The organism is Mycobacterium intermedium, assembly GCF_002086275.1.
Lineage (GTDB): Bacteria > Actinomycetota > Actinomycetes > Mycobacteriales > Mycobacteriaceae > Mycobacterium > Mycobacterium intermedium.
Genome location: NZ_MVHT01000078.1, coordinates 14,175 through 33,573 on the forward strand (window position 1 = coordinate 14,175; position 19,399 = coordinate 33,573).

17 protein-coding genes are annotated in these 19,399 nt (G+C 66.3%); 8 read left to right on the forward strand and 9 right to left on the reverse strand.

The window, feature by feature from the left end; genetic code table 11:
* The first annotated feature begins 296 nt into the window (after nt 1-296).
* On the forward strand, nt 297-740 hold the full coding sequence (locus tag BST27_RS22770; RefSeq protein WP_069418582.1) for a hypothetical protein: 444 nt from the start codon (nt 297-299) through the stop codon (nt 738-740).
* Here the strand turns inward: BST27_RS22770 and BST27_RS22775 are convergent.
* A complete protein-coding gene (locus BST27_RS22775; RefSeq protein ID WP_069418581.1) occupies nt 715-1,236 on the reverse strand; it encodes a helix-turn-helix domain-containing protein in 522 nt (173 codons plus the stop codon). The two genes, BST27_RS22770 and BST27_RS22775, sit on opposite strands and share 26 nt — an antisense overlap.
* 131 nt (nt 1,237-1,367) lie before the next feature.
* Here BST27_RS22775 and BST27_RS22780 point away from each other — a divergent pair, with 131 nt between their 5' ends.
* Nucleotides 1,368-2,135: an aldolase gene (locus BST27_RS22780; RefSeq protein WP_264000556.1), complete on the forward strand. Its 768-nt coding sequence runs from the start codon at nt 1,368-1,370 to the stop codon at nt 2,133-2,135.
* 13 nt (nt 2,136-2,148) lie between these two features.
* Nucleotides 2,149-3,057, forward strand: a complete 909-nt coding sequence (locus BST27_RS22785) for a dihydrodipicolinate synthase family protein (protein WP_232007235.1) — start codon at nt 2,149-2,151, stop codon at nt 3,055-3,057.
* Between the two features lie 21 nt (nt 3,058-3,078).
* Here BST27_RS22785 and ypfJ (BST27_RS22790) read toward each other — a convergent pair whose 3' ends face one another.
* From ypfJ (BST27_RS22790) to BST27_RS22805, 4 genes are read right to left on the reverse strand one after another with little or no spacing between them, the layout of a single operon-like run.
* On the reverse strand, nt 3,079-3,954 hold the full coding sequence (gene ypfJ / locus BST27_RS22790) for a KPN_02809 family neutral zinc metallopeptidase (protein ID WP_069418578.1): 876 nt from the start codon (nt 3,952-3,954) through the stop codon (nt 3,079-3,081).
* Nucleotides 3,955-3,984: 30 nt separating this feature from the next.
* Nucleotides 3,985-4,872, reverse strand: coding sequence for a KPN_02809 family neutral zinc metallopeptidase (gene ypfJ, locus BST27_RS22795; RefSeq protein ID WP_069418577.1), 888 nt, complete (start codon nt 4,870-4,872; stop codon nt 3,985-3,987).
* A gap of 57 nt (nt 4,873-4,929) precedes the next feature.
* Nucleotides 4,930-5,433, reverse strand: coding sequence for an SRPBCC family protein (locus tag BST27_RS22800; RefSeq protein WP_069418576.1), 504 nt, complete (start codon nt 5,431-5,433; stop codon nt 4,930-4,932).
* Nucleotides 5,434-5,444: 11 nt separating this feature from the next.
* On the reverse strand, nt 5,445-6,332 hold the full coding sequence (locus BST27_RS22805) for an oxidoreductase (RefSeq protein WP_197518087.1): 888 nt from the start codon (nt 6,330-6,332) through the stop codon (nt 5,445-5,447).
* Between the two features lie 128 nt (nt 6,333-6,460).
* Here BST27_RS22805 and aspS point away from each other — a divergent pair, with 128 nt between their 5' ends.
* From aspS to BST27_RS22820, 3 genes are all read left to right on the forward strand, one after another.
* Nucleotides 6,461-8,221: an aspartate--tRNA ligase gene (gene aspS, locus BST27_RS22810; protein WP_069418575.1), complete on the forward strand. Its 1,761-nt coding sequence runs from the start codon at nt 6,461-6,463 to the stop codon at nt 8,219-8,221.
* Between the two features lie 12 nt (nt 8,222-8,233).
* Nucleotides 8,234-8,668: a nitroreductase family deazaflavin-dependent oxidoreductase gene (locus tag BST27_RS22815; protein WP_069418574.1), complete on the forward strand. Its 435-nt coding sequence runs from the start codon at nt 8,234-8,236 to the stop codon at nt 8,666-8,668.
* Between the two features lie 97 nt (nt 8,669-8,765).
* Complete coding sequence (locus BST27_RS22820; protein WP_069418573.1) at nt 8,766-9,818, forward strand: FUSC family protein; 1,053 nt, start codon at nt 8,766-8,768, stop codon at nt 9,816-9,818.
* On the opposite strand, the gene BST27_RS22825 is transcribed toward BST27_RS22820, so the two are convergent.
* Complete coding sequence (locus BST27_RS22825) at nt 9,810-10,199, reverse strand: MmcQ/YjbR family DNA-binding protein (RefSeq protein ID WP_069418611.1); 390 nt, start codon at nt 10,197-10,199, stop codon at nt 9,810-9,812. The two genes, BST27_RS22820 and BST27_RS22825, sit on opposite strands and share 9 nt — an antisense overlap.
* A gap of 325 nt (nt 10,200-10,524) precedes the next feature.
* Between BST27_RS22825 and BST27_RS22830 the strand changes: the two genes are divergently transcribed.
* Nucleotides 10,525-11,466 carry a transglutaminase family protein gene (locus tag BST27_RS22830; protein ID WP_079219585.1) on the forward strand — a complete coding sequence of 314 codons (942 nt, stop codon included), beginning with the start codon at nt 10,525-10,527 and terminating at the stop codon, nt 11,464-11,466.
* Entirely contained in the window at nt 11,466-12,512 is a 1,047-nt protein-coding gene (locus BST27_RS22835; protein ID WP_069418571.1) for a zinc-binding metallopeptidase family protein, read from the forward strand. Before BST27_RS22830 ends, BST27_RS22835 begins: the two co-directional genes overlap by 1 nt.
* On the opposite strand, the gene BST27_RS22840 is transcribed toward BST27_RS22835, so the two are convergent.
* The 3 genes from BST27_RS22840 to BST27_RS32535 form a co-directional block, all read right to left on the reverse strand.
* On the reverse strand, nt 12,509-15,187 hold the full coding sequence (locus BST27_RS22840; RefSeq protein WP_069418610.1) for a circularly permuted type 2 ATP-grasp protein: 2,679 nt from the start codon (nt 15,185-15,187) through the stop codon (nt 12,509-12,511). The genes BST27_RS22835 and BST27_RS22840 overlap by 4 nt on opposite strands.
* Before the next feature lie 14 nt (nt 15,188-15,201).
* Nucleotides 15,202-18,528, reverse strand: a complete 3,327-nt coding sequence (locus BST27_RS22845; protein ID WP_069418570.1) for a transglutaminase family protein — start codon at nt 18,526-18,528, stop codon at nt 15,202-15,204.
* A gap of 92 nt (nt 18,529-18,620) precedes the next feature.
* A partial coding sequence (locus tag BST27_RS32535) for a DUF2189 domain-containing protein (protein ID WP_170062348.1) occupies nt 18,621-19,399 on the reverse strand: 779 nt, incomplete at its 5' end.

Genomic DNA, 19,399 nt, shown 5'->3' on the forward strand with positions numbered 1-19,399 from the left:
CATTCGTCGTGGGCGGGCAAAAACTTCCACATTCGGTGAGCCCGTCAGTCGCGCGCCCGCACTCACCGTCGCCGAGTGTGTGGCCTGTGTACCCGCATTCGTCGTCGGGGGGCAAAAACCCCACATTCGGCGAGCCCGCCAGCTGCGCGCCCGCACCCACCGTCGCCGAGTGTGTGGCCTGTGTACCCGCATTCGCCGTCGGGGGGCAAAAACCCCCACATTCAGCGACCTTTGCAGGGCCGCGCACCTACTCGGCGCAAATTCAATTGGGTAACGAATCCGGTAGCGTCGTCGATATGACGAACGTGCGAAAACTGGCAAGCGCATGCGCGGCAGCATCGGTCGTGGCCGCGTGGGCAGCGTTGGCTTCCGCCGCGACCTCACATGCAGATCCGGCCGGCCACCAAGTCACCTACACGATCACCAGCACCGGAAACCTCACCGGCAATGTCCGCTACATCAACAGTGACCCGCCCAGCCAGGCGGCCTTTGACGCCAACTCGTCGCAGTATCTGCTCACCGTACCGACCACCTTCAGCCCCGGGGACCCGCTGGTCTACACCGCGACGCTGAACAACCCGAACCAGTGGGCGTTCGTGACCGCCAGCGGCGGCTGCAAGTGGCCCGACTGCAGCTCCGGGGTGCTCGCGGAACTGCACTGCGAGATCGCCGTCGACGGCCAGGTGGTGGCCAACCAAACCGCCACCACCGGGGTCACCTGCTCGACTCGGCCCTGGTAACGACGACAACTTCGGCGGGTTCGCTCCCCACTGACTTGAGCTTGTGGCCGACGGTCGCGTCGAAGTAGGCGCTGTCCCCGGCGCCCAGGGTGACGGTCTGGTCGCCGTATGCCAGCTCGACGGTGCCCGAATGCACGAACACGAACTCTTGACCGGCGTGCTCCGCCGGCGGGTCGTCGGTCACAGTCGTCGTCGGCCGCACCACGAACGGCGACATGGTTTTTCCGAGCTGGGTTGACGCCAACGGGCGGTAACGCTCGCCGCTGCGGTGTTCGGCACGGTCGACGGTGATCCGCTCGTTGGCCGCCTCCTCGGAAAAGAGTCGTCCGACGTCGACGTCCAGCGCCCGGGCGACCTTGAGCGCCACCGCGATCGACGGCGTGCTGTGCCCGCGCTCGATTTTCGACAGGTAGCTCTTGGTCAGCCCGGTCCGCTCGGCCAGTTGTTCGAGGGTCAGGCCACGTTCCCTGCGGACGGGCCGCAGCAATGCCGTCACCGCAACTCCCTCGGTCGAAACATGGATGACACAAAGTTTCCTATAGTGCTACATTGTGTCATATGGTCAGCCCGAGCAGACGCGAAATCCCCCAAGAGCGCGCTGTTTCGGGCGATTTTGCGTCTGCTGGCGTGGAAAAGTCGGAGTTGATGCGCCGGGCTCAGCAGCGCTTGGCCGCCGAGACTGCTGAATCGCAGCTGACCACCCGGCAAAAGCTTGCCCTCACCTGTCGCGCACTTTTCGACGCCGGGCATGATTCCGGGCTGGCCGGACAGATCACCGCGCGCGCCGAAAAGCCCGGGACGTACTACACCCAGCGTCTGGGTCTCGGGTTCGACGAGATCACCGAGGAAAATCTGCTGCTGGTCGACGAGGACCTCAACGTGCTCGTCGGCGACGGAATGGCCAACCCCGCCAACCGGTTTCACAGCTGGATCTACCGTGCGCGTCCCGACGTGCAGTGCATCGTGCACACGCACCCGTTCCACGTGGCGGCCCTGTCCATGCTGGAGGTCCCACTGATCGTGTCGCACATGGACACCACGCCGCTCTATGACGACTGCGCCTTCCTCGCCAAATGGCCGGGCGTGCCCGTCGGCAACGAGGAGGGCGAGATCATCACCGCCGCGCTCGGCGACAAGAAGGCCGTCCTGCTGGCGCATCACGGCCAGGTGGTGGCCGGGGCCAGCATCGAGGAAGCCTGTTCGCTCGCGGTGCTCATCGAGCGTGCGGCGAAACTGCAGCTGGCCGCGATGGCTGCCGGCACCGTCAAGGAACTGCCGGCCGAACTGGCGCGCGAGGCCCACGACTGGACGCTCACGCCCGCGCGCAGTCGGGCCAACTTCGCCTACTACGCCCGCCGCGCCCTGGCGCGTCACCCCGATGCGATCACCAGCTGAGAGGAGCAGTTCCGTGCCGGACTCGCCGAAACCGCCGAAACCGCCAAAGTTTCACGGCATCATCGCCTACCCGATAACGCCGTTCACGTCCGGCGGCTCCGGCGGTATCGACACCAAGACCCTGGCCGCCCTCGTCGACCGGCTCGTCACCAGCGGGGTCCACGCGATCGCTCCGCTAGGCAGCACCGGCGAGTTGGCCTATCTGGACGAGTCCGAGTTCGACACCGTCGTCGACACCACGCTGACGGCCGTCAACGGACGGCTACCGGTCATCGTCGGCGTGTCGGATGTGACCACCGCCAAGACCGTTCGGCGGGCCCAGTACGCGCAGCAGGCGGGCGCCGACGCCGTCATGGTCCTTCCGGTGTCGTACTGGAAACTCACCGAACGCGAGATCGCGCAGCACTACCGCAGCATCGGCGAGGCCATCGACATCCCGATCATGGCCTACAACAATCCGGCCACCAGCGGCGTGGACATGAGTCCCGAGCTACTGGTCACCATGTTCGACAACATCGACAACGTCACCATGGTCAAGGAGTCCACCGGCGACCTGACCCGCATGCAGCGCATCGCCGCACTCAGCGAGGGCAAGCTGCCGTTCTACAACGGCAGCAACCCGCTAGTGCTTGACGCGCTCAAAGCCGGTGCGTCCGGCTGGTGCACGGCGGCGCCCAATCTGCGGCCTCAGCCGTGCATCGACCTGTATCAGGCAGTGCGCGCCGGCGACCTGGACAAGGCGCAACACCTGTACGACGACCTCAAGCCCCTGCTGCGGTTCATCGTCGACGGCGGCCTGGCCACCACCGTGAAGGCCGGCCTCGACCTGCTCGGCTTCCCGGCCGGTGACCCGCGGCCACCGCTGTTGCCTCTCGACGAGCAGGGACGGGCCGAATTGCAGCAACTGCTGGTAAGCGCCTGAGCCTCAGCAGCCTCAGCGGCCTCAGCCCAGGTCCGTGGCGGTGAAAGTGTTGCACTTGTTGGGGTCGCCGCTTTGGTAGCCGATGGTGAACCACTTCTGCCGTTGCCTGGACGAACCGTGCGTCCACGATTCCGGGTTGATGCGCCCGGCGGTCTGCTCCTGGATGCGGTCGTCGCCCACCGCCGCCGCGGCTGACAGTGCATCTTTAATGTCGTTGTCGCTCAACGGCTCTAGGTATGGCGCTCCGGTGCCGGGCTGAACGATGGTGGATGCGTAGTGGCCCCACACGCCGGCGTAGCAGTCGGCCTGCAACTCGGTGCGCACGCCGCTGCCTGCGGCGCCCCGCGCACCCTGCTGAGTGCGGCCGATCACCCCGAGCAAGTTCTGCACGTGGTGACCGAATTCATGCGCCACCACGTACTCCTCGGCGAATGGCCCACCGCTGGAACCGAATTGGGTCACCAGCACTTGGAAGAAGTCGGTGTCGAAATAGGCGGTCTTGTCCGCCGGGCAATAGAACGGCCCCACATCGCTGCTGGCCGGCCCGCAGCCGGTGGCCACTTCACCGCTGAACAGCCGCACGCGCGGACGCGTGTAGCCGCGCATCAGCTTGCTCCACACCGCGTCCAAGGAGTTGCCGGTGGCCACCACGCGACACTGCACATACTTGTTGGCATCCGCACCGGTCTTGCACTGGCGCAAGTCGAAACCGGGCGCGGCGGCGCCCTCGACGTCCATCGGCATTTGGCTCAGCACACCACCGGGATCGACCCCCAGCAGCATCGCCACCACCACGACGAGGAGACCCGCAAGCCCGCCGCCGATGGCCACGCCGCGACCGCCAGCAGACGATGACGACGTGCTCGTGTCGATCTGCATGCCTTCGTTGAAGGTCATCGAACCCCCGATATCCGACCCGCCACCGGGTTATCCCAAATCAGCGGCGGCGAAAGTATCGCATTTCTCGGGGTCGCCGGTCTGATAGCCGACGGTGAACCACTTCTGGCGTTGTTCGGAGGAGCCGTGCGTCCAGGACTCGGGGTTGACGCGACCGGTGGCCTCCTTCTGGATTCGGTCATCGCCGACGGAGGCCGCCGCGGAGAGTGCGTCCTGGATGTCCTGGTCGGTCAACGGCTCCAGGTAGGGCACCCCGGTGCTCTCCTGTTTGGTCGTGGACGCGTAGTGCGCCCAGATCCCGGCGTAGCAGTCGGCTTGCAGTTCGGTGCGAACGCCATTGCCCTGAGCACCTTGTGCGCCCTGCTGGGCTTTGCCCAGGATCCCCTGCAGATTCTGGACATGGTGGCCGTATTCGTGAGCCACCACATACTCCTGCGCGAAAGGCCCGCCGCTGGAACCGAATCGGTCGACCAGCACCTGGAAGAAGTCGGTGTCGAAGTATGCGGTCTTGTCCACCGGGCAGTAGAACGGCCCGACCTCGCTGGTGGCCGACCCGCATCCGGTGTTGACATAGCCGGTGAACAGCCGCACGTGGGGACGGGTGTAGCCGCGCATCAACTGCTTCCACACCGCGTCCACGGAGTTGCCCGTGGCCACCACCCGGCACTGCACGAACCGGTTGGCGTCCGCCCCGGTCTTGCACTGATTCAGGTCGAACCCGGGTGCCTCCACGCCGGACATGCCGGAACCGATGCCGGGCTGGGTCATCACCTTGCCGGGATCGACCCCCAGGAACAGCGCGACGACGACCACGAGCAACCCACCCAGACCTCCGCCGATGGCGATGTTCCGGCCGCCTCCACCACCCGATGACGACGCGGCGCTGGTGTCGATCTGCATGCCTTCGTTGAAGGTCATCGCACTCTCCCTGGAATTAGGTGGGCAACGGTGTATGCCGAATACCCGCAAATCAGCCTATCGCTGGTCGGCGGCGGCGAACCGGGCGTCTGTGTACCGGCGGAGATTGCGCAGATACCGTCGCAAGGCCAGGTTGAGCAGCGGGCCGAACAAGACCATCGACACCCGCGCCGGACCGAGTGGCTTCATGGCCATGGTCCAAGTCACCCGGCACCCGCCCGGAATCACCTCGACGCGATAATCCTCGGCGAACGCCCCGACATAGCGGGTCGAACACTCATTGAACCGAAACGTCATGTGGGTGAAAGGTTCCCAGGCCAGGAACACTTCGTCGCCGACGATCCCGCCGCGCATCTCGACGATGCGGGTGCTGCCGACGTCGCGGGGCAGGGGACTGGTCCATGTCACGTTGGTGATCACCGATGCCCACTGCGGCCACGACTCGGCGTCGGCAAAGACCTCGAACAGCTGCTCGGGTGTGATCGCCAGGTCGACGCTGTTGCGGAATCGATGGGGCGCGGAGTCGATGAAGCCGAGGTCCACGCGCTCACACGGGTGCATGATTTGAGACCTTATCCGGGCCCGTCGCTCGCCGCCGCCAACAGCGGCACCACGACATCACTGATCGGGGTGGCCAGGCCGCGGGGGCGGGCCTTGCGGATGATCACCCCGTTGCGCAGGTCCCATTCCAGCGGCCGGTGAGCTTCCCGGTCGCTCAGGATCGAGGTCGTCATGTCTTCGGGAGCCGCGCGGAAACCGCCGACCAACTCCTCGATCAGGTCGTCCGGCAGGTTGGCTCCCTCAGCGCGCGCCACCGCGAGGCATTCGGCGACGTAGCGGCGAGACAACTCCGCGATGTCGTCGCGGCGGAACATTCCCGAGCGGCGGCCGGTCAGTGCCATGAATCCGGCCAGGGCGTTGAGGACGAGTTTGCGCCACACCACGGTGGTGAAGTCGGGGTCGCAGGTGACCCGGCAGCCCGCGTCGCCCAGCAACGCGCCCAGCGACTCGGCGGCGGCTCCGGTGGGCAGCACCAGTAGGGCGTCGCCACGCAAGCGGACCCAGCCCTCGGGTTGCGTCTCGGCCGCAAACCACACGGTGCCGGGGACGACGGTCGAGGTGGGGCAGTGCGGCTGTACCTGCTCGACTTGCTCTACTCCGTTCTGCAAGACGCAGACCACCGTGTTTTCGTCGCATAGGCGAGTCAACCAGTCGTGGGCTGCATCGTTCTGGGTGGATTTGACCGCCAGGATCACCACATCGACGGGGCCGGTCACCTCGGCTGGGTCGGTATGGACCGGCCCGGGCACGATGATGGGGTCGGCGCCGTCCGGCCGCAGTTCTAGTCGGTCACGGGATGTGCGGCCGCACAGCAGCAGCGAATGGCCGGCCTGGTGCAACAGCGCGGCGACCGTCGTTCCGACGGCGCCGGGACCGATCAGTGCGATGTTGGTAGCGATGGCGACGAAATTACCCGCTCGTCGCGCATGCACGCTTCGGCACTGGCCGAAGACTGCCGACGCGGAGCCGGACATGTGGCCCTAGTTAGACTGGGCAGTCATTCAAACCGGACCACCAAGGAGTATTTGTGCTGCGCAGCCACGCCGCGGGTGCACTTCGGGACAGCGACGCCGGGCAGCAGGTGACCTTGGCCGGATGGGTGGCTCGCCGCCGCGACCACGGCGGGGTCATCTTCATCGATCTGCGCGAGTCGTCGGGCGTCGTGCAGGTGGTGTTCCGCGCCGCCGACGTACTTGCTCAAGCCCACCGCCTGCGGGCCGAATTTTGCATCGCGGTGCAGGGAGTAGTCGAGATCCGGCCGGAAGGCAACGCCAACCCGGAGATCGCCACCGGCGACATCGAGGTCAACGCCACTTCGCTGACGGTTCTGGGTGAATGCGCGCCGCTGCCGTTCCAGCTGGACGAACCCGCAGGCGAGGAATTGCGCCTCAAGTACCGCTACCTCGACCTGCGGCGCGACGGCCCAGCCGCAGCAATCCGGCTGCGCTCCAAGGTGAACGCCGCCGCACGCGAGGTACTGGCCAAACACGACTTCGTCGAGATCGAGACGCCGACGATCACCCGGTCCACCCCGGAGGGGGCGCGCGACTTCCTGGTGCCGTCCCGGTTGCATCCCGGTTCGTTCTACGCGCTGCCGCAGAGCCCGCAGTTGTTCAAGCAGCTGCTGATGGTGGCCGGGATGGAGCGCTACTACCAGATCGCTCGCTGCTACCGCGACGAAGACTTCCGCGCCGATCGCCAACCGGAATTCACTCAGCTCGACATGGAGCTCAGCTTCGTCGACGTCGAGGACATCATCGCGATCTCCGAAGAGATCCTGAGCGCGTTGTGGGCGTTGATCGGCTACCAGATTCCGACGCCGATCCCGCGGATCACCTACGCCGACGCCATGCGCCGGTTCGGTTCGGACAAGCCCGATCTGCGGTTCGGGCTTGAACTCGTCGAATGCAAAGAATTCTTCAAGGACACCGAGTTCCGCGTCTTCCAGGCCCCGTACGTCGGCGCGGTCGTGATGCCGGGCGGCGCGTCGCAGCCGCGCCGCACGCTGGACGGCTGGCAGGAGTGGGCCAAACAGCGCGGCCACCGTGGGCTGGCCTACGTCCTGGTCGGCGACGACGGCACGCTGGGTGGTCCCGTCGCCAAGAACCTGACGGACGCCGAACGGGAGGGCCTGGCTGCCCACGTCGGAGCCAAGCCGGGGGACTGCATCTTCTTCTCGGCGGGCGCGGTCAAGTCGTCGCGTGCACTGCTGGGCGCGGCCCGCATCGAGATCGCCAACCGGTTGGGCTTGATCAACCCCGACGATTGGAAGTTCGTCTGGGTGGTCGATCCGCCGCTGTTCGAACCGGCCGAGGATGCGACGGCTTCCGGTGACGTCGCGGTTGGCTCGGGGGCCTGGACGGCGGTACACCATGCCTTCACCGCGCCGAAGCCGGAGTGGGAGAACAGCATTGAGTCCGATCCCGGCAGCGTGCTGGCCGACGCCTACGACATAGTGTGCAACGGCAACGAGATCGGCGGCGGCTCAATTCGTATCCACCGGCGCGACATCCAGGAGCGCGTGTTCGCCGTGATGGGTCTGAACAAGGCCGAGGCGGAGGAGAAATTTGGCTTCTTGTTGGAGGCGTTCACGTTTGGGGCGCCGCCGCACGGCGGGATCGCTTTCGGCTGGGACCGAATCAACGCCCTGCTGTCCGGGACGGATTCGATCCGCGACGTGATCGCGTTCCCCAAGACCGGCGGCGGCGTCGACCCGTTGACCGAAGCGCCCGCACCCATCACCGCTCAGCAGCGCAAGGAATCAGGAATAGACGTCAAGCCCAAATAGGTTTGAGCAGGCATGACCTCAGAGACGTTAGACCCTGCGATGGTGCAGGCCTTCAACAAGAACCTCATCGAAGAATTCCGGGCCAACGGCGGAAAGGTCGGGGGCCAGTTCGCTAACGCCGACCTGCTGCTGCTCACCACCACTGGTGCCAAATCCGGCCAGCCACGGATATCTCCGCTGGCCTATTTCCGCATCGACGGAAAGCTGGTCATTGTGGGCTCGTTCGGCGGCTCCGACGTTCACCCGGCGTGGGTGCACAATCTGCGAGCCAACCCGAGGGCGCACATCGAGGTCGGCACCGACGCGTACGACGTGGTCGCTCACGAACTGTCGCCGCAGGAGCGTGCCGAGATCTATCCGAAGCTGACCGCCCTGGTGCCTGTATTCGGCGAATACCAGGCGAAGACCAGCCGCGTGATCCCGGTGTTCGACCTACAGCGCGCCTAGTCTCGACGGCCGCGGCTGTCAAGGCTCGGCCGGTTCCGCCCGGGGGCGGCGGCAGCGTAGCGCAGTGGCGCACCCCTCGATGGGGTAAGCAGGCGTGATGAACACCTTGCGGTTGGGTTCCGAGGCTGTCCATCGCTTGGGCACCGCGTTATGGCCTATCACCCAGACGTCGGTCGCCGCCGGTCTCGCGTGGTACATCACCCACGACGTGCTGCACCACCGGCAGCCGTTCTTCGCGCCGATCTCCGCGGTGGTGTGCATGTCGGCGACCAATGTGCTGCGTAGCCGACGAGCGGTGCAGATGATGGTGGGCGTCACGCTGGGCATCGTCCTGGGTGCCGGCGTACACGGCCTGCACGGCTCCGTGTCGATCGCCATGGGACTGGCGGTGTTCGTGTCATTGTGCGTCGCGCTGCTACTCGGACGCGGCTTCATCGCTCAGGGGCTGATGTTCGTCAACCAGACCGCGGTATCCGCCGTCCTGGTCCTGGCGTTCACCCCGAGCGGTGAGATCGTCGCGGAACGACTCTTCGACTCGTTCGTCGGTGGGGGGCTGGCCCTGGTGTTTGCCATCCTGTTGTTCCCGGCCGACCCGCGGGTGATGCTGCGGAACGCGCGCGCGGCCGTGTTGACCGGCGTGCACGACACCCTGATCGAGGTGGCGAGGATGGCCGAGAACCGCGAACCGGTCGCGCCCGAATGGCCGCTGTCCGTGTTCGAACGAATGCACAACGAGGTGGGCGGGCTGATCGAGGCCCGCGAGACGGCCGACCTGGTGGTACGCAGAACACCGCGCTGGTGGGGGGCCCGCAATACGATCCGCGCGGTCAACCAGCAGTCCGCGCGGCTCGGCATGCTGGTCAGCGGTGTCTTGCATGTGGCCCGCGCGGTCACCTGGCGCCTGAATGGACCCGTCCCGGAACCCCTGCGCATCGCGCTCGCCGAGCTCGCTGCGGGAACGGCCCTCGCCGACGAGGATCCCGCGGCGGCTTCCGAACACGTCGCCGCCGCACGCAGCGAGGCCGTCAAGATGCAGGAATCGGCACAGAACAGGAGCCAGGCGGTGCTGGCCGACATCGTCTACGCCTGCACGGAAGACCTGCAGCGGGTGATCGAAGTGCCCAGCCACAAGCCAACGAGCTCACGATGACTTGGCGAGAAACTCCTGCACCAGTCGCTTTGGGGCCTGCACCAGCCACGCCTCGGTGATCAGTTCTTCGAGTGCGACGGGATCGATCTCGGCCAGCAGGACCAGCACCGCCGGGTAGCCGTTGAAATGCGGCGTGGTGAAGTACACGTCCGGTTCGTCGGAGATCAGCGCGAACTTGACGCCCTCATCCGAAACCCGGACCGCCAGGATGTCGCCGGTCGGTATCTCCGATCCGGCCCGGGTCAGCGCCTCCCGGTCGGACTTGCGCAGCGGCCGCTCCCACGCCAGCAACTTCTTGCCGACTCGCCAGTCGTGTGGGGCCGTTTCGGCGGTGAGCGGAAGCCCGTTGACTATGCGTGCAACGTCTTCCCAGGTGGCCACACTTTCGATTGTGCTCCGTGTGGCCATTTAACGCTCGTAAATCAGATCGCCGAACCCCGACCGGGCATATCTGCCGGCTGACCCAGCCAATGCAACAGCTCGTCGTACACCAACGGGTGGTTGAGCAGGTCGAAGTGGTTCAACCCGGTCAGCGTCAGCCCGTGGGTGGATTCGGTGCGTTGGGCCGTCCCCCCTCGTCAACGTGCGGCACCAGGGCCTACCAGACCCTTGAGTTCCCACTTTGTCGCCCTAGCCCTGAGACTAGACAAAGATGAGTGGAAGATTCGCGAGCTGAGACGTCAGGAGTTGACCGTTGCCAGACGCCCTGTCCGACCCCTTATCTGCCCCCCTTTCCGACCGGTCCGCGGTTCACCGCTACCGCGTCACACACCGCACGCAGTACCGCTATTCCGACGTCGTGACCAGCTCTTACGGGCGTGGATTCCTCACCCCCCGGAACTCGCTGCGACAGCGGTGCATCGCACACAAGCTGACTGTCGACCCCGCGCCCGCGGACTTTTCGACCAGTCGCGACGACTACGGGAACGTCAGGTCTTTTTTCCATGTCACCGAGCCACACCAGGTCCTGACGGTGACCGGCGACTCGATCGTCGACGTCGCGCCGGTGGCTGCCGGCCTGTACAGCACCGGCCCGGCCCTGCAACCGTGGGAGGCCGCTCGACCCACCGGCCTGCAGGGGGCGCTTGCAACCGACTTCGTGTTGGACCTCAATCCGCCCGAGATCACCGACGCGGTGCGCGAGTACGCGGCGCCCAGTTTCGTGCCGGGTCGGCCGTTGGTCGAGGTGTTGCGCGATCTCGCGTCGCGCATTTTCCACGACTTCACCTACCGTTCCGGGGCGACGACGATTTCTACTCGGGTAAATGAGGTTCTGGCGGCCCGGGAAGGGGTATGTCAAGACTTCGCAAGGCTGGCGATCGCCTGCCTGCGAGCCAATGGCCTGGCCGCGTGCTACATGTCCGGCTATCTGGCTACTGACCCTCCTCCCGGAAAGGATCGAATGATCGGAGCGGACGCTACCCACGCCTGGGCATCGGTGTGGACGCCGCAGCAGCCAGGTCAGCTCGAATGGTTGGGACTCGACCCCACCAATGACCAACTCGTTGACGAGCGCTACATCGTGGTCGGGCGTGGTCGTGACTACGCGGATGTGCCGCCGCTGCGCGGCATCATCTATACGAATTCGGAACAAAGCGTGATCGACGTCGGCGTCGACGTCGTGCCCTATGAAGGTGATGAGCTCTAATGCGTGATTTCCACTGTCCAACCTGCGGTCAGCGCCTGACTTTCGAGAACTCGGCCTGCCTGTCCTGCGGCAGTTCCCTCGGTTTTTCCCTCGAACAGATGACGCTGTTGGTGATCTCGAAAGGCGACGACAGCGAGCATGCCGGCGCCGTGCCGGCCAGCGACTATCAACTCTGCGCCAATCTTTATCTCGCCGAATGCAATTGGCTGGTCTCGGTCGATCAACCCGGCGGGCTGTGCGCGTCGTGCGCACTCACCACCGAACGGCCCAACGACAACGACACGGTCGGCCTGGCCGAATTCGCCCGGGCCGAGGCGGCCAAACGGCGGCTGGTGGCCGAGCTGCACGAACTCAAGCTGCCGATCATCGGACGTGACGAGGACCCCGACTACGGCTTGGCCTTCCGACTGCTTTCCAGCGCACACGAGCAAGTGCTGACGGGCCACGAGAACGGTGTCATCACACTGGATCTGGCCGAGGGCGACGATGTTCACCGCGAGCAGCTGCGGGCGGAGCTGGACGAACCGTACCGGACCTTGCTGGGGCACTTCCGGCACGAGGTCGGCCACTACTACTTTTACCGGCTTATCAGGTCGCCCGAGTACTTGCGGCGGTTCAACGAGTTGTTCGGCGATCCCGATGCCGACTACCAGCAGGCGCTGGACCGCCACTACAACGAGGGCCCACCGGACGAGTGGCAGGAAAACTACGTGTCGTCTTACGCCACGATGCACCCGGCGGAGGATTGGGCCGAGACGTTCGCGCACTACCTGCACATCCGCGACACCCTGGACACCTCGGCATGGTGTGGCTTGGCCCCGGCCACGGCGACCTTCGACCGGACGGTATTGGGTCCCAGCGCTTTTCAAACCATCATCGATATGTGGCTGCCGCTGTCGTGGTCACTGAACATGGTGAACCGTTCGATGGGCCACGACGACCTGTACCCCTTCGTGTTGCCGCCGGCGGTGCTGGAGAAGATGCAGTTCATCCACAACGTGATCGACGAGGTCACCGCCGCCGCGCACGGGCAGGCGGTCGCCTAGGCGGGCATCACCCGGCGTTCGTCGGGCCCCCACAGTGGCTGCATGCCACCGCCGGGCAGCGTCAACTGCGTCGCGGTGATGATGTCGGACAGGTCGCGCAGCTCATTCTGGATCGTGGTGAGCAATTCGGCCAATTCCGACCGCTTTCCGTCGTCGTTGACCTCTTCCAGCTCGGCGGGATCGGATCGGCGCAGGTTGGTGAGGATCTCCTCGGCCAAGCGCTCCGGCCGTGAGGATCCCGACGAGCCGGGCAGATTCTTGAGGTTGGTCCGTATCCGGTCCAGCTGGTACACCAGCGACCTCGGATTCTGCGCGTCGAACAGCATCAGCTCGGTCACCGCAGCGACGCTGACCTTGCCCAGTGTTCGGCGTCGGTAGATGACCGACGATTCGCACGCGACCAGGGTGGCTTCGGTGATGGCTTGCTCGGCTTCCGGGCTGCGCACGGTGGTCAACGTGTCCTGCAGCAACGCGGTCAACCACAGGCCACGTTCGATGCGTTTGCCGATGTCCATCATCGTCCAACCCACGTCGCGCACCATCGATTCGCTGGCCACGCCCGCCAGCGTCAGCATCCCCGCCAACGTCTGCGCCTGCGCCTGCGCCAGCACCGCATCGGCCTCCGCGAGCGACTCGGGCGGATCGGACTTGTGCGCCACCGCGCGCTCCACGCCGGCCAGCACCATCCAGGTGTCGTTGGATAGCTGGTCGCGCACCGCCCTGGCCGCCAGGGCCAGTCCGTCCACCGACTGGGCCAGCGACCCCGGCCGAACCGGGTCGACGGTCATCGACCACAGCGTCGAGGGGGCGACGGCGATCAGTTCGTGCTTGTCGTGATCCTGGTCGCCCTCTATGTCGGCGCCTTCGTGCGGGACACCGAGATCGGTTCCGGTGATTCGGCTTAGCGCCGACATCAGCACCGGCACGCACTCGCTTTCCTCGGTGTTCTGCTGATGCCGGAAAACGTGATAACGGTCCCGGGTGGCGATGAGCAGACGCGCCATGTTCTCGGCGCGCTCGCCGTAACGTCCCATCCAGAACAAGTCGGACAGCACACGCGGGGAACTGATCGCCCACGTGCCCGCCCCGGTCTTGGCGGGTTGCACCACCGACGGAAGGGTCACCGTCTCGGCCAGCGCCCGCTCGGTGGGACGGACCCAAATATCTTTTGCAGCAACAGTTTTCAGTGTGTACGCGGCCGGTCCCGGTGCCAGTACGTAGCCCAGTCCGCCGATCATGGGCGCATATCCACTGCGCTGGGCGACCGTGAACAACCGCATGCCCACCGGCGCCGAGCTCAACACGCCCGCATGGTCGGAGGGTGCTGACGAGAACGTCGGCAACTCCTGGCCGACCCACTGCCAGGGCATGGCCTCGATACGCGCCCCCAACTCGGCTAGTCGCGCCGACGAAAGGGTGGGGCCGACAAACGTTTTCCCGCCCGTGGTGGATTTGATCAGCAGGCGCGAGAGGTTGGCCAAGATGTGTGAGCGTTCGTTCGCGATGCCGCCCCAGTAGACCGGCGCGGTCGGCAACATCGGAGCTTCCCCGAGCAGGCGTTCGGCCAGTTGCGGCAGGAATCGCAGCAGTCCAGGGCTTTCCAGGATGCCGCTGCCCAAAGTGTTGACGACGGTCACGGTTCCGCGATGCAGCGCCTCCACCAGACCCACCACGCCGAGCCTCGAATCGGCCCGCAGGTCCAGCGGGTCGGCGTAGTCGGCGTCGACGCGGCGCAACACGACATCGACGCGCTTCAGGGTGCCCAGCGAGCGCATCCACAACTTGCCGTCGCGCACCACCAAGTCCGCGCTTTCCACCAGCGGAAAGCCAAGCAGCGTAGCCAGATACGCCTGATCGAACGCCGTCTCGGAAAAGATACCGGGGCTGAGCACCACCACCACCGGGTCTTGCGCGACGTCAGGCGCCGCATCGATCAGTGCCAGCCGCAGCGCTTGGGCGAACGGCGTCGTCGGCCGCGGGCCGATCCGCTCGTAGAGCTCGGGAATGGCGTGGGCGATGACCCGCCGGTCCGCCAGCGCATAACCGGCTCCCGAGGGCGCCTGGGTCCAGTCGGCGTTGACCTGGAAACCGCCGCCCGGCAGCCGGCTGACGTCACAGGCGTGCATGAACAGCTGGTGGTGCCCCGGCACCTGAATTCCGTTGGCGGCGCGGATGTAACCGGGGTGGGCGAACAGCAGCTCCGGCGGCAGGATGCCCTCGAGCAGCACGCGACGGGGCCCGTACAGGTCGGCCAGCACCGCGTCCAGCAGCCGCGACCGCTGCACCACACCGGTTTCCAGCACGTGCCAGTCATCGGCCGACAACACCACGGGCAGGGTGTCCAGCGTCCACTGGCCCGGCTCCAGCGAGTCGGCCTCGGTGTAGGTGATGCCGTCGTGGTCGATGAGGTCGTGCACCACGGAACGCAGCAGATCCAGCCCGGACCTGCCGCGTTCGCCGATCGCGTCGGCGAGTTCCTCCCAACCCGGCCGCACGTTCCCGTCTCGGTCGACGAACTCGTCGTAGCCGACACCCGGACCTTCACGCAGATCGAAGAGTGCTTCCTGGGCGCGCGCGCTGCGGTAGCCGGCCAGTAGCCGGTCGACGTCGTAGCGGTCAGCGACATGTGATGCGCTCGTGCCGCTGCGCGCTGCCTCCCTGAGGGAAGAGGCCATCTCTGCTGAAGCCATTACTGCTGCACGGTACGCACGCGTCGCATGTCGAGGATGCCCGGCGCGCCGACGTCGGTGAACATTCGCGCCTGCTTTTCTTTGATGGCGGAAAGGTCGAGTTTGCCGGGGGTGAAACCGGTTGCCTCGAAGCGGCGGGCGCGTCTTGATTCGGCTTCCACCGCGTTGACGGGCGGCTCGTCGTAGGCGCGTCCACCGGGGTGGGCGACGTGATAGGTGCAGCCGCCGCGCGATGTCCTGGCGGTCAGGTCGATGAGCTCGAACTGCAGCGGAACGTCAGTGGTGATGGTCGGGTGCAACGCACTCGGCGGCTGCCAGGCCTTGAACCGAACCCCGCCGACGTGGATGTCGGGGTTGTCGGTGGCCAGCAGCGGAACCGGATAACCGTTGCAGGTCACCACATACCGGTGCCGGTCCGCGCCGATGACACGGACCTGGACACGCTCGACCGAGGAGTCGACGTACCGGGCGGTACCCGTGGCGGTGGACTCCTCGCCGAGGGTGTTCCACGGCTCGATCGCGCCGCGCAACTCGATCTCGACGCCGTCGAACACCGCGGTGCCGATGCGCGGGAAGCGGAATTCGGTGAACGGGTCCAGCCAACTGGTCTCGAACGGGATGCCGTTCGCCCTGAGGTCGGCGGCAACGTCGGCAATGTCGTGAATCAAGAAGTGTGGCAACATGTACCGCCCGTGCAGATTGGCGCCGTGGCGGATGAGCGGGGCACGCAGCGGCTGCTCCCAGAACCATGCCACCAGCGAACGCACCAGCAGCGACTGCACCATCGCCATTCGCAGGTGCGGCGGCATCTCGAAGCCGCGCAGCTCCAGCAGGCCGAGGCGGCCACGGGGACCTTCGGGGCTGTACAGCTTGTCGATGCAGAACTCGGCGCGATGGGTGTTGCCGGTGATGTCGGTCAACAGGTGCCGCAGCGCGCGGTCGGTGATCCACGGTTGTGGCGATGACCCCCCGAAGAACTGAGACAGCCGGGCAATTTCGGCGAAGGCGATCTCAAGTTCATACAGCGCTTCGTCGCGTCCCTCGTCCACCCGCGGCGCTTGGGAAGTGGTGCCGACGAACCGCCCGGCGAACAGATACGACAGCGACGGGTGTCGCTGCCAGTAGGTCAGCAGTGACACCAACAGATCCGGGCGGCGCAACAGCGGCGAATCGGCCGGCGTAACGCCACCCAACGTGATGTGATTGCCGCCGCCGGTGCCGCCGTGGGTGCCGTCCACGTCGAACGACTCCGTGGACAACCGAGCCAGACGGGCCTGTTCGTACAGCGTCTCCAGTTGCTGCCGTTGTTCTTCGAAACTTGCGGTTGGAGCGACGTTGACCTCGATGACGCCGGGGTCGGGGGTGATCGTCGTGGACTGCAGACGCGGGTCCGGTGGGGGACCGTAGCCTTCGATGACAACGGGGGTATTGTGCTGCGCCGCAGCGACTTCGATGCGGGTGATCAGGTCGATGAAGTGTTCCAGCGCGTCGGTGGGCGGGATGAAGATGTAGAGCAGACCGTCCCGAACCTCGGCGACCATCGCGGTCCTCGGCGCGGTGTCCGGCTCGACCACCACCGCCGCGGCTCGGTCGGTGTCCACGAGCTGCGAACGCCTGACGCTGGTCGGGTCGACCCCGAACGACGTCGGTGGTGGGTTCCAGCTGATCGCGTTCAGCGGCAGTCGCAGGCCGGCGGGCGAATCGCCCTCCGCCAGCACGATGCGACCGCGGCGCAGGTGCCAGTCCGCGCTGGCCCAGCCGACGCCGTCCTCTCGTCGGTGCAGCGGCAGCACGTATGCCGCCGGGGCCGTGGTGGATTCGTCGAGTCGCGCCAGCAGCTCGGCACGAGCTCCCGGGGTGTCCTCCGCGAGGTCGTCGTCCGGGTCCACAGGGTCGCCCAGCGGGAGTCGTGCGCTGGCGGCCAGGCGGGCCAGCGGGTCCTCGTAGGCGGGGCGCACCTGCGTCGCCGGCAGCCCTAGGCCGTCGGCAACCGCGGTGAGCACGCGTTGCGCCGCGTCGTTGTCGACCGGTGCGGGCTTGTTGAGCCACGGGTCGGCCAGCAGCGAGGGGTCGCTCCACAGTGGACGGCCGTCGGTCCGCCAGTACAGGGCAATCTGCCAGCGCGGCAACGGCTCTCCCGGGTACCAGCGGCCCTGGCTGCGCTGCACCAACCCCTGCGGCGCCCACTGGGCCTTGAGGCGGGCGGCCAGATCCGAGGCCCGCTCGCGCTTGTGTGGTCCGTCGGCGGCCGTCCGCCATTCCGGGTCCACCTGGTTGTCCACCGACACGAACGTGGGTTCGCCGCCGATGGTCAGCCGGACGTCGCCGGCGACCAAGCGTTCGTCGACGCCTCGGCCCACCTCGCAGATCGTCTCCCAGGCCTCGTCCGTGTAGGGCGCCGTGACCCGCGGATCTTCGTGGACGCGCGTGACGGTGTTCGAGAACTCCAGCTCCGAGACGCACGGCTCGGTGCCGCCGGTGATAGGCGCCGCCGATGACGGGTGCGGGGTGGCGGCCAACGGGATGTGGCCCTCGCCGGCGAACAGGCCCGACGTCGGGTCCAGTCCGATCCAGCCCGCGCCAGGGATGTACACCTCGGTCCAGGCGTGCAGATCGGTGAAGTCTGCGGCCGGTCCGGACGGGCCGTCGAGAGCCTCGACGTCGGACGCAAGTTGCACCAGGTAGCCGGACACGAACCGCGCGGCCAGTCCCAGGTGGCGCAGGATCGAAACCAGCAGCCACGCCGAGTCGCGGCACGACCCGATCCCGGTGCGCAGGGTGTGATCCGGTGTCTGGACACCGGGTTCCATGCGCACGCTGTAGCCGATGTCGGCGTTGATCGCGCGGTTGAGCGCGACCAGAAAGTCGATGGTGCGAGTGCCCGGCGGCACCGTGAAGTTTTCCACCCACGCGCGCACCAAGTCACCCGGGCCGGATCCCTCGCCGTCCTCGTCGACCGGGCGCAGGTAGGGCTCGAGGTCAACGGCCAGCGCCTTGGGGTAGCTCCAGCCCGGCGAAAACCACGTCTCGGCCCATTCTTCGATGAAGAAGTCGAACGGGTTGATCACCTTCAAATCGGCGATCAGCCCGACCGCGATGGTCAGCTGACGCATCGGCTTCGGGAAGACCAGTCGGGCCAGGAAGTTGCCCAGCGCGTCCTGCTGCCAGTTGATGAAGTGGTCGGACGGCTCGACGCGCAGCGAATATGCCTCGATGGGCGTGCGGCAATGGGGTGCCGGTCGCAGCCGCACGACGTGCGGATACACCCGCACCAGCTTGTCAAAGGTGTAACTGGTGCGGTGCTCCAGCGCAACTTTGATGCTCATAACCGCTGATCTCATCACAAGAATCAGCGGGCTGCAGCGCGCGCCCGGGCGGGCGCAGCATCGAGCCGACGCTCAGACCGCCCGGGCCAGCGTTAGCTGTACTGGCCCGGGGGCGGTCCGAGCGGGAACTCCGACGCAGGTCGGGGCTGTCCGATCTCGGCGACCTGGCCGCCCGTCAGCTTGCGGTAGGTGTACACCTGAATGAGCGTGGCCACCGGAACGCCGACGAGCATTCCGAGTAAGCACGCGATGTATCCCACCAACACCGCCGCGTACTGCACCAGGTAGGACAGCGCGCTGGGCCCCAGGTTGGCCCGAACGGTCGCGACGCTGGTCTTGATGGCGTCGATGGGCGGGAAACCTTTGTCGACCGCTGCCACGACGGCGAACATGGCGGCGAAGGCCACGATCAGGGGGCCGACGATAGTGCAGCTCACCAACGTGGTCGCCACGGAAACCAACACCGTAATCAGGAGCACGGCGCCGATCCTGCGTGGCTTGAGAGCCGTTCCTACACTCACCGGCTTGCCGTCGGCGATGTCCACAGCTGCAGTGGTAAGTCCGGCCTGCAGCAAGATTGCCACTGCAAAAGCGGCGATGCTGCCGAGGATGATCAGGACCCAGCCGAGCGTCGTCAGGTTACCGGTGGCCGGCGTTTCGTAGGTGCTGCCGCCAAAGCCGTTGTCGGTGGTGACCGTCTGGGTTTCCACATCGGCCGTGGCGAAGGCGATCGCAAAGGGGATGCCTACGACGGCCGTGAGCGCGACGCCGTAGATGATGAGCGGTACCACGAGCGCCGCCCAGTGCTGGGTGAACTTGTTCCAGGCCCAACTGAAGGCGTCTCCGACGTTGAAGTTAGGGCCGTATCCTC

Excerpts from the sequence above, each read along its gene's own strand:
- BST27_RS22770 (WP_069418582.1), top strand. The coding sequence starts at position 297 with ATGACGAACGTGCGAAAACTGGCAAGCGCATGCGCGGCAGCATCGGTC.
- ypfJ (WP_069418578.1), bottom strand. The coding sequence starts at position 3,954 with ATGACCTTCAACGAAGGCATGCAGATCGACACGAGCACGTCGTCATCG.
- ypfJ (WP_069418577.1), bottom strand. The coding sequence starts at position 4,872 with ATGACCTTCAACGAAGGCATGCAGATCGACACCAGCGCCGCGTCGTCA.
- BST27_RS22800 (WP_069418576.1), bottom strand. The coding sequence starts at position 5,433 with ATGCACCCGTGTGAGCGCGTGGACCTCGGCTTCATCGACTCCGCGCCC.
- BST27_RS22815 (WP_069418574.1), top strand. The coding sequence starts at position 8,234 with ATGACCTCAGAGACGTTAGACCCTGCGATGGTGCAGGCCTTCAACAAG.
- BST27_RS22820 (WP_069418573.1), top strand. The coding sequence starts at position 8,766 with ATGAACACCTTGCGGTTGGGTTCCGAGGCTGTCCATCGCTTGGGCACC.
- BST27_RS22835 (WP_069418571.1), top strand. The coding sequence starts at position 11,466 with ATGCGTGATTTCCACTGTCCAACCTGCGGTCAGCGCCTGACTTTCGAG.
- BST27_RS22840 (WP_069418610.1), bottom strand. The coding sequence starts at position 15,187 with ATGGCCTCTTCCCTCAGGGAGGCAGCGCGCAGCGGCACGAGCGCATCA.
- BST27_RS22845 (WP_069418570.1), bottom strand. The coding sequence starts at position 18,528 with ATGAGCATCAAAGTTGCGCTGGAGCACCGCACCAGTTACACCTTTGAC.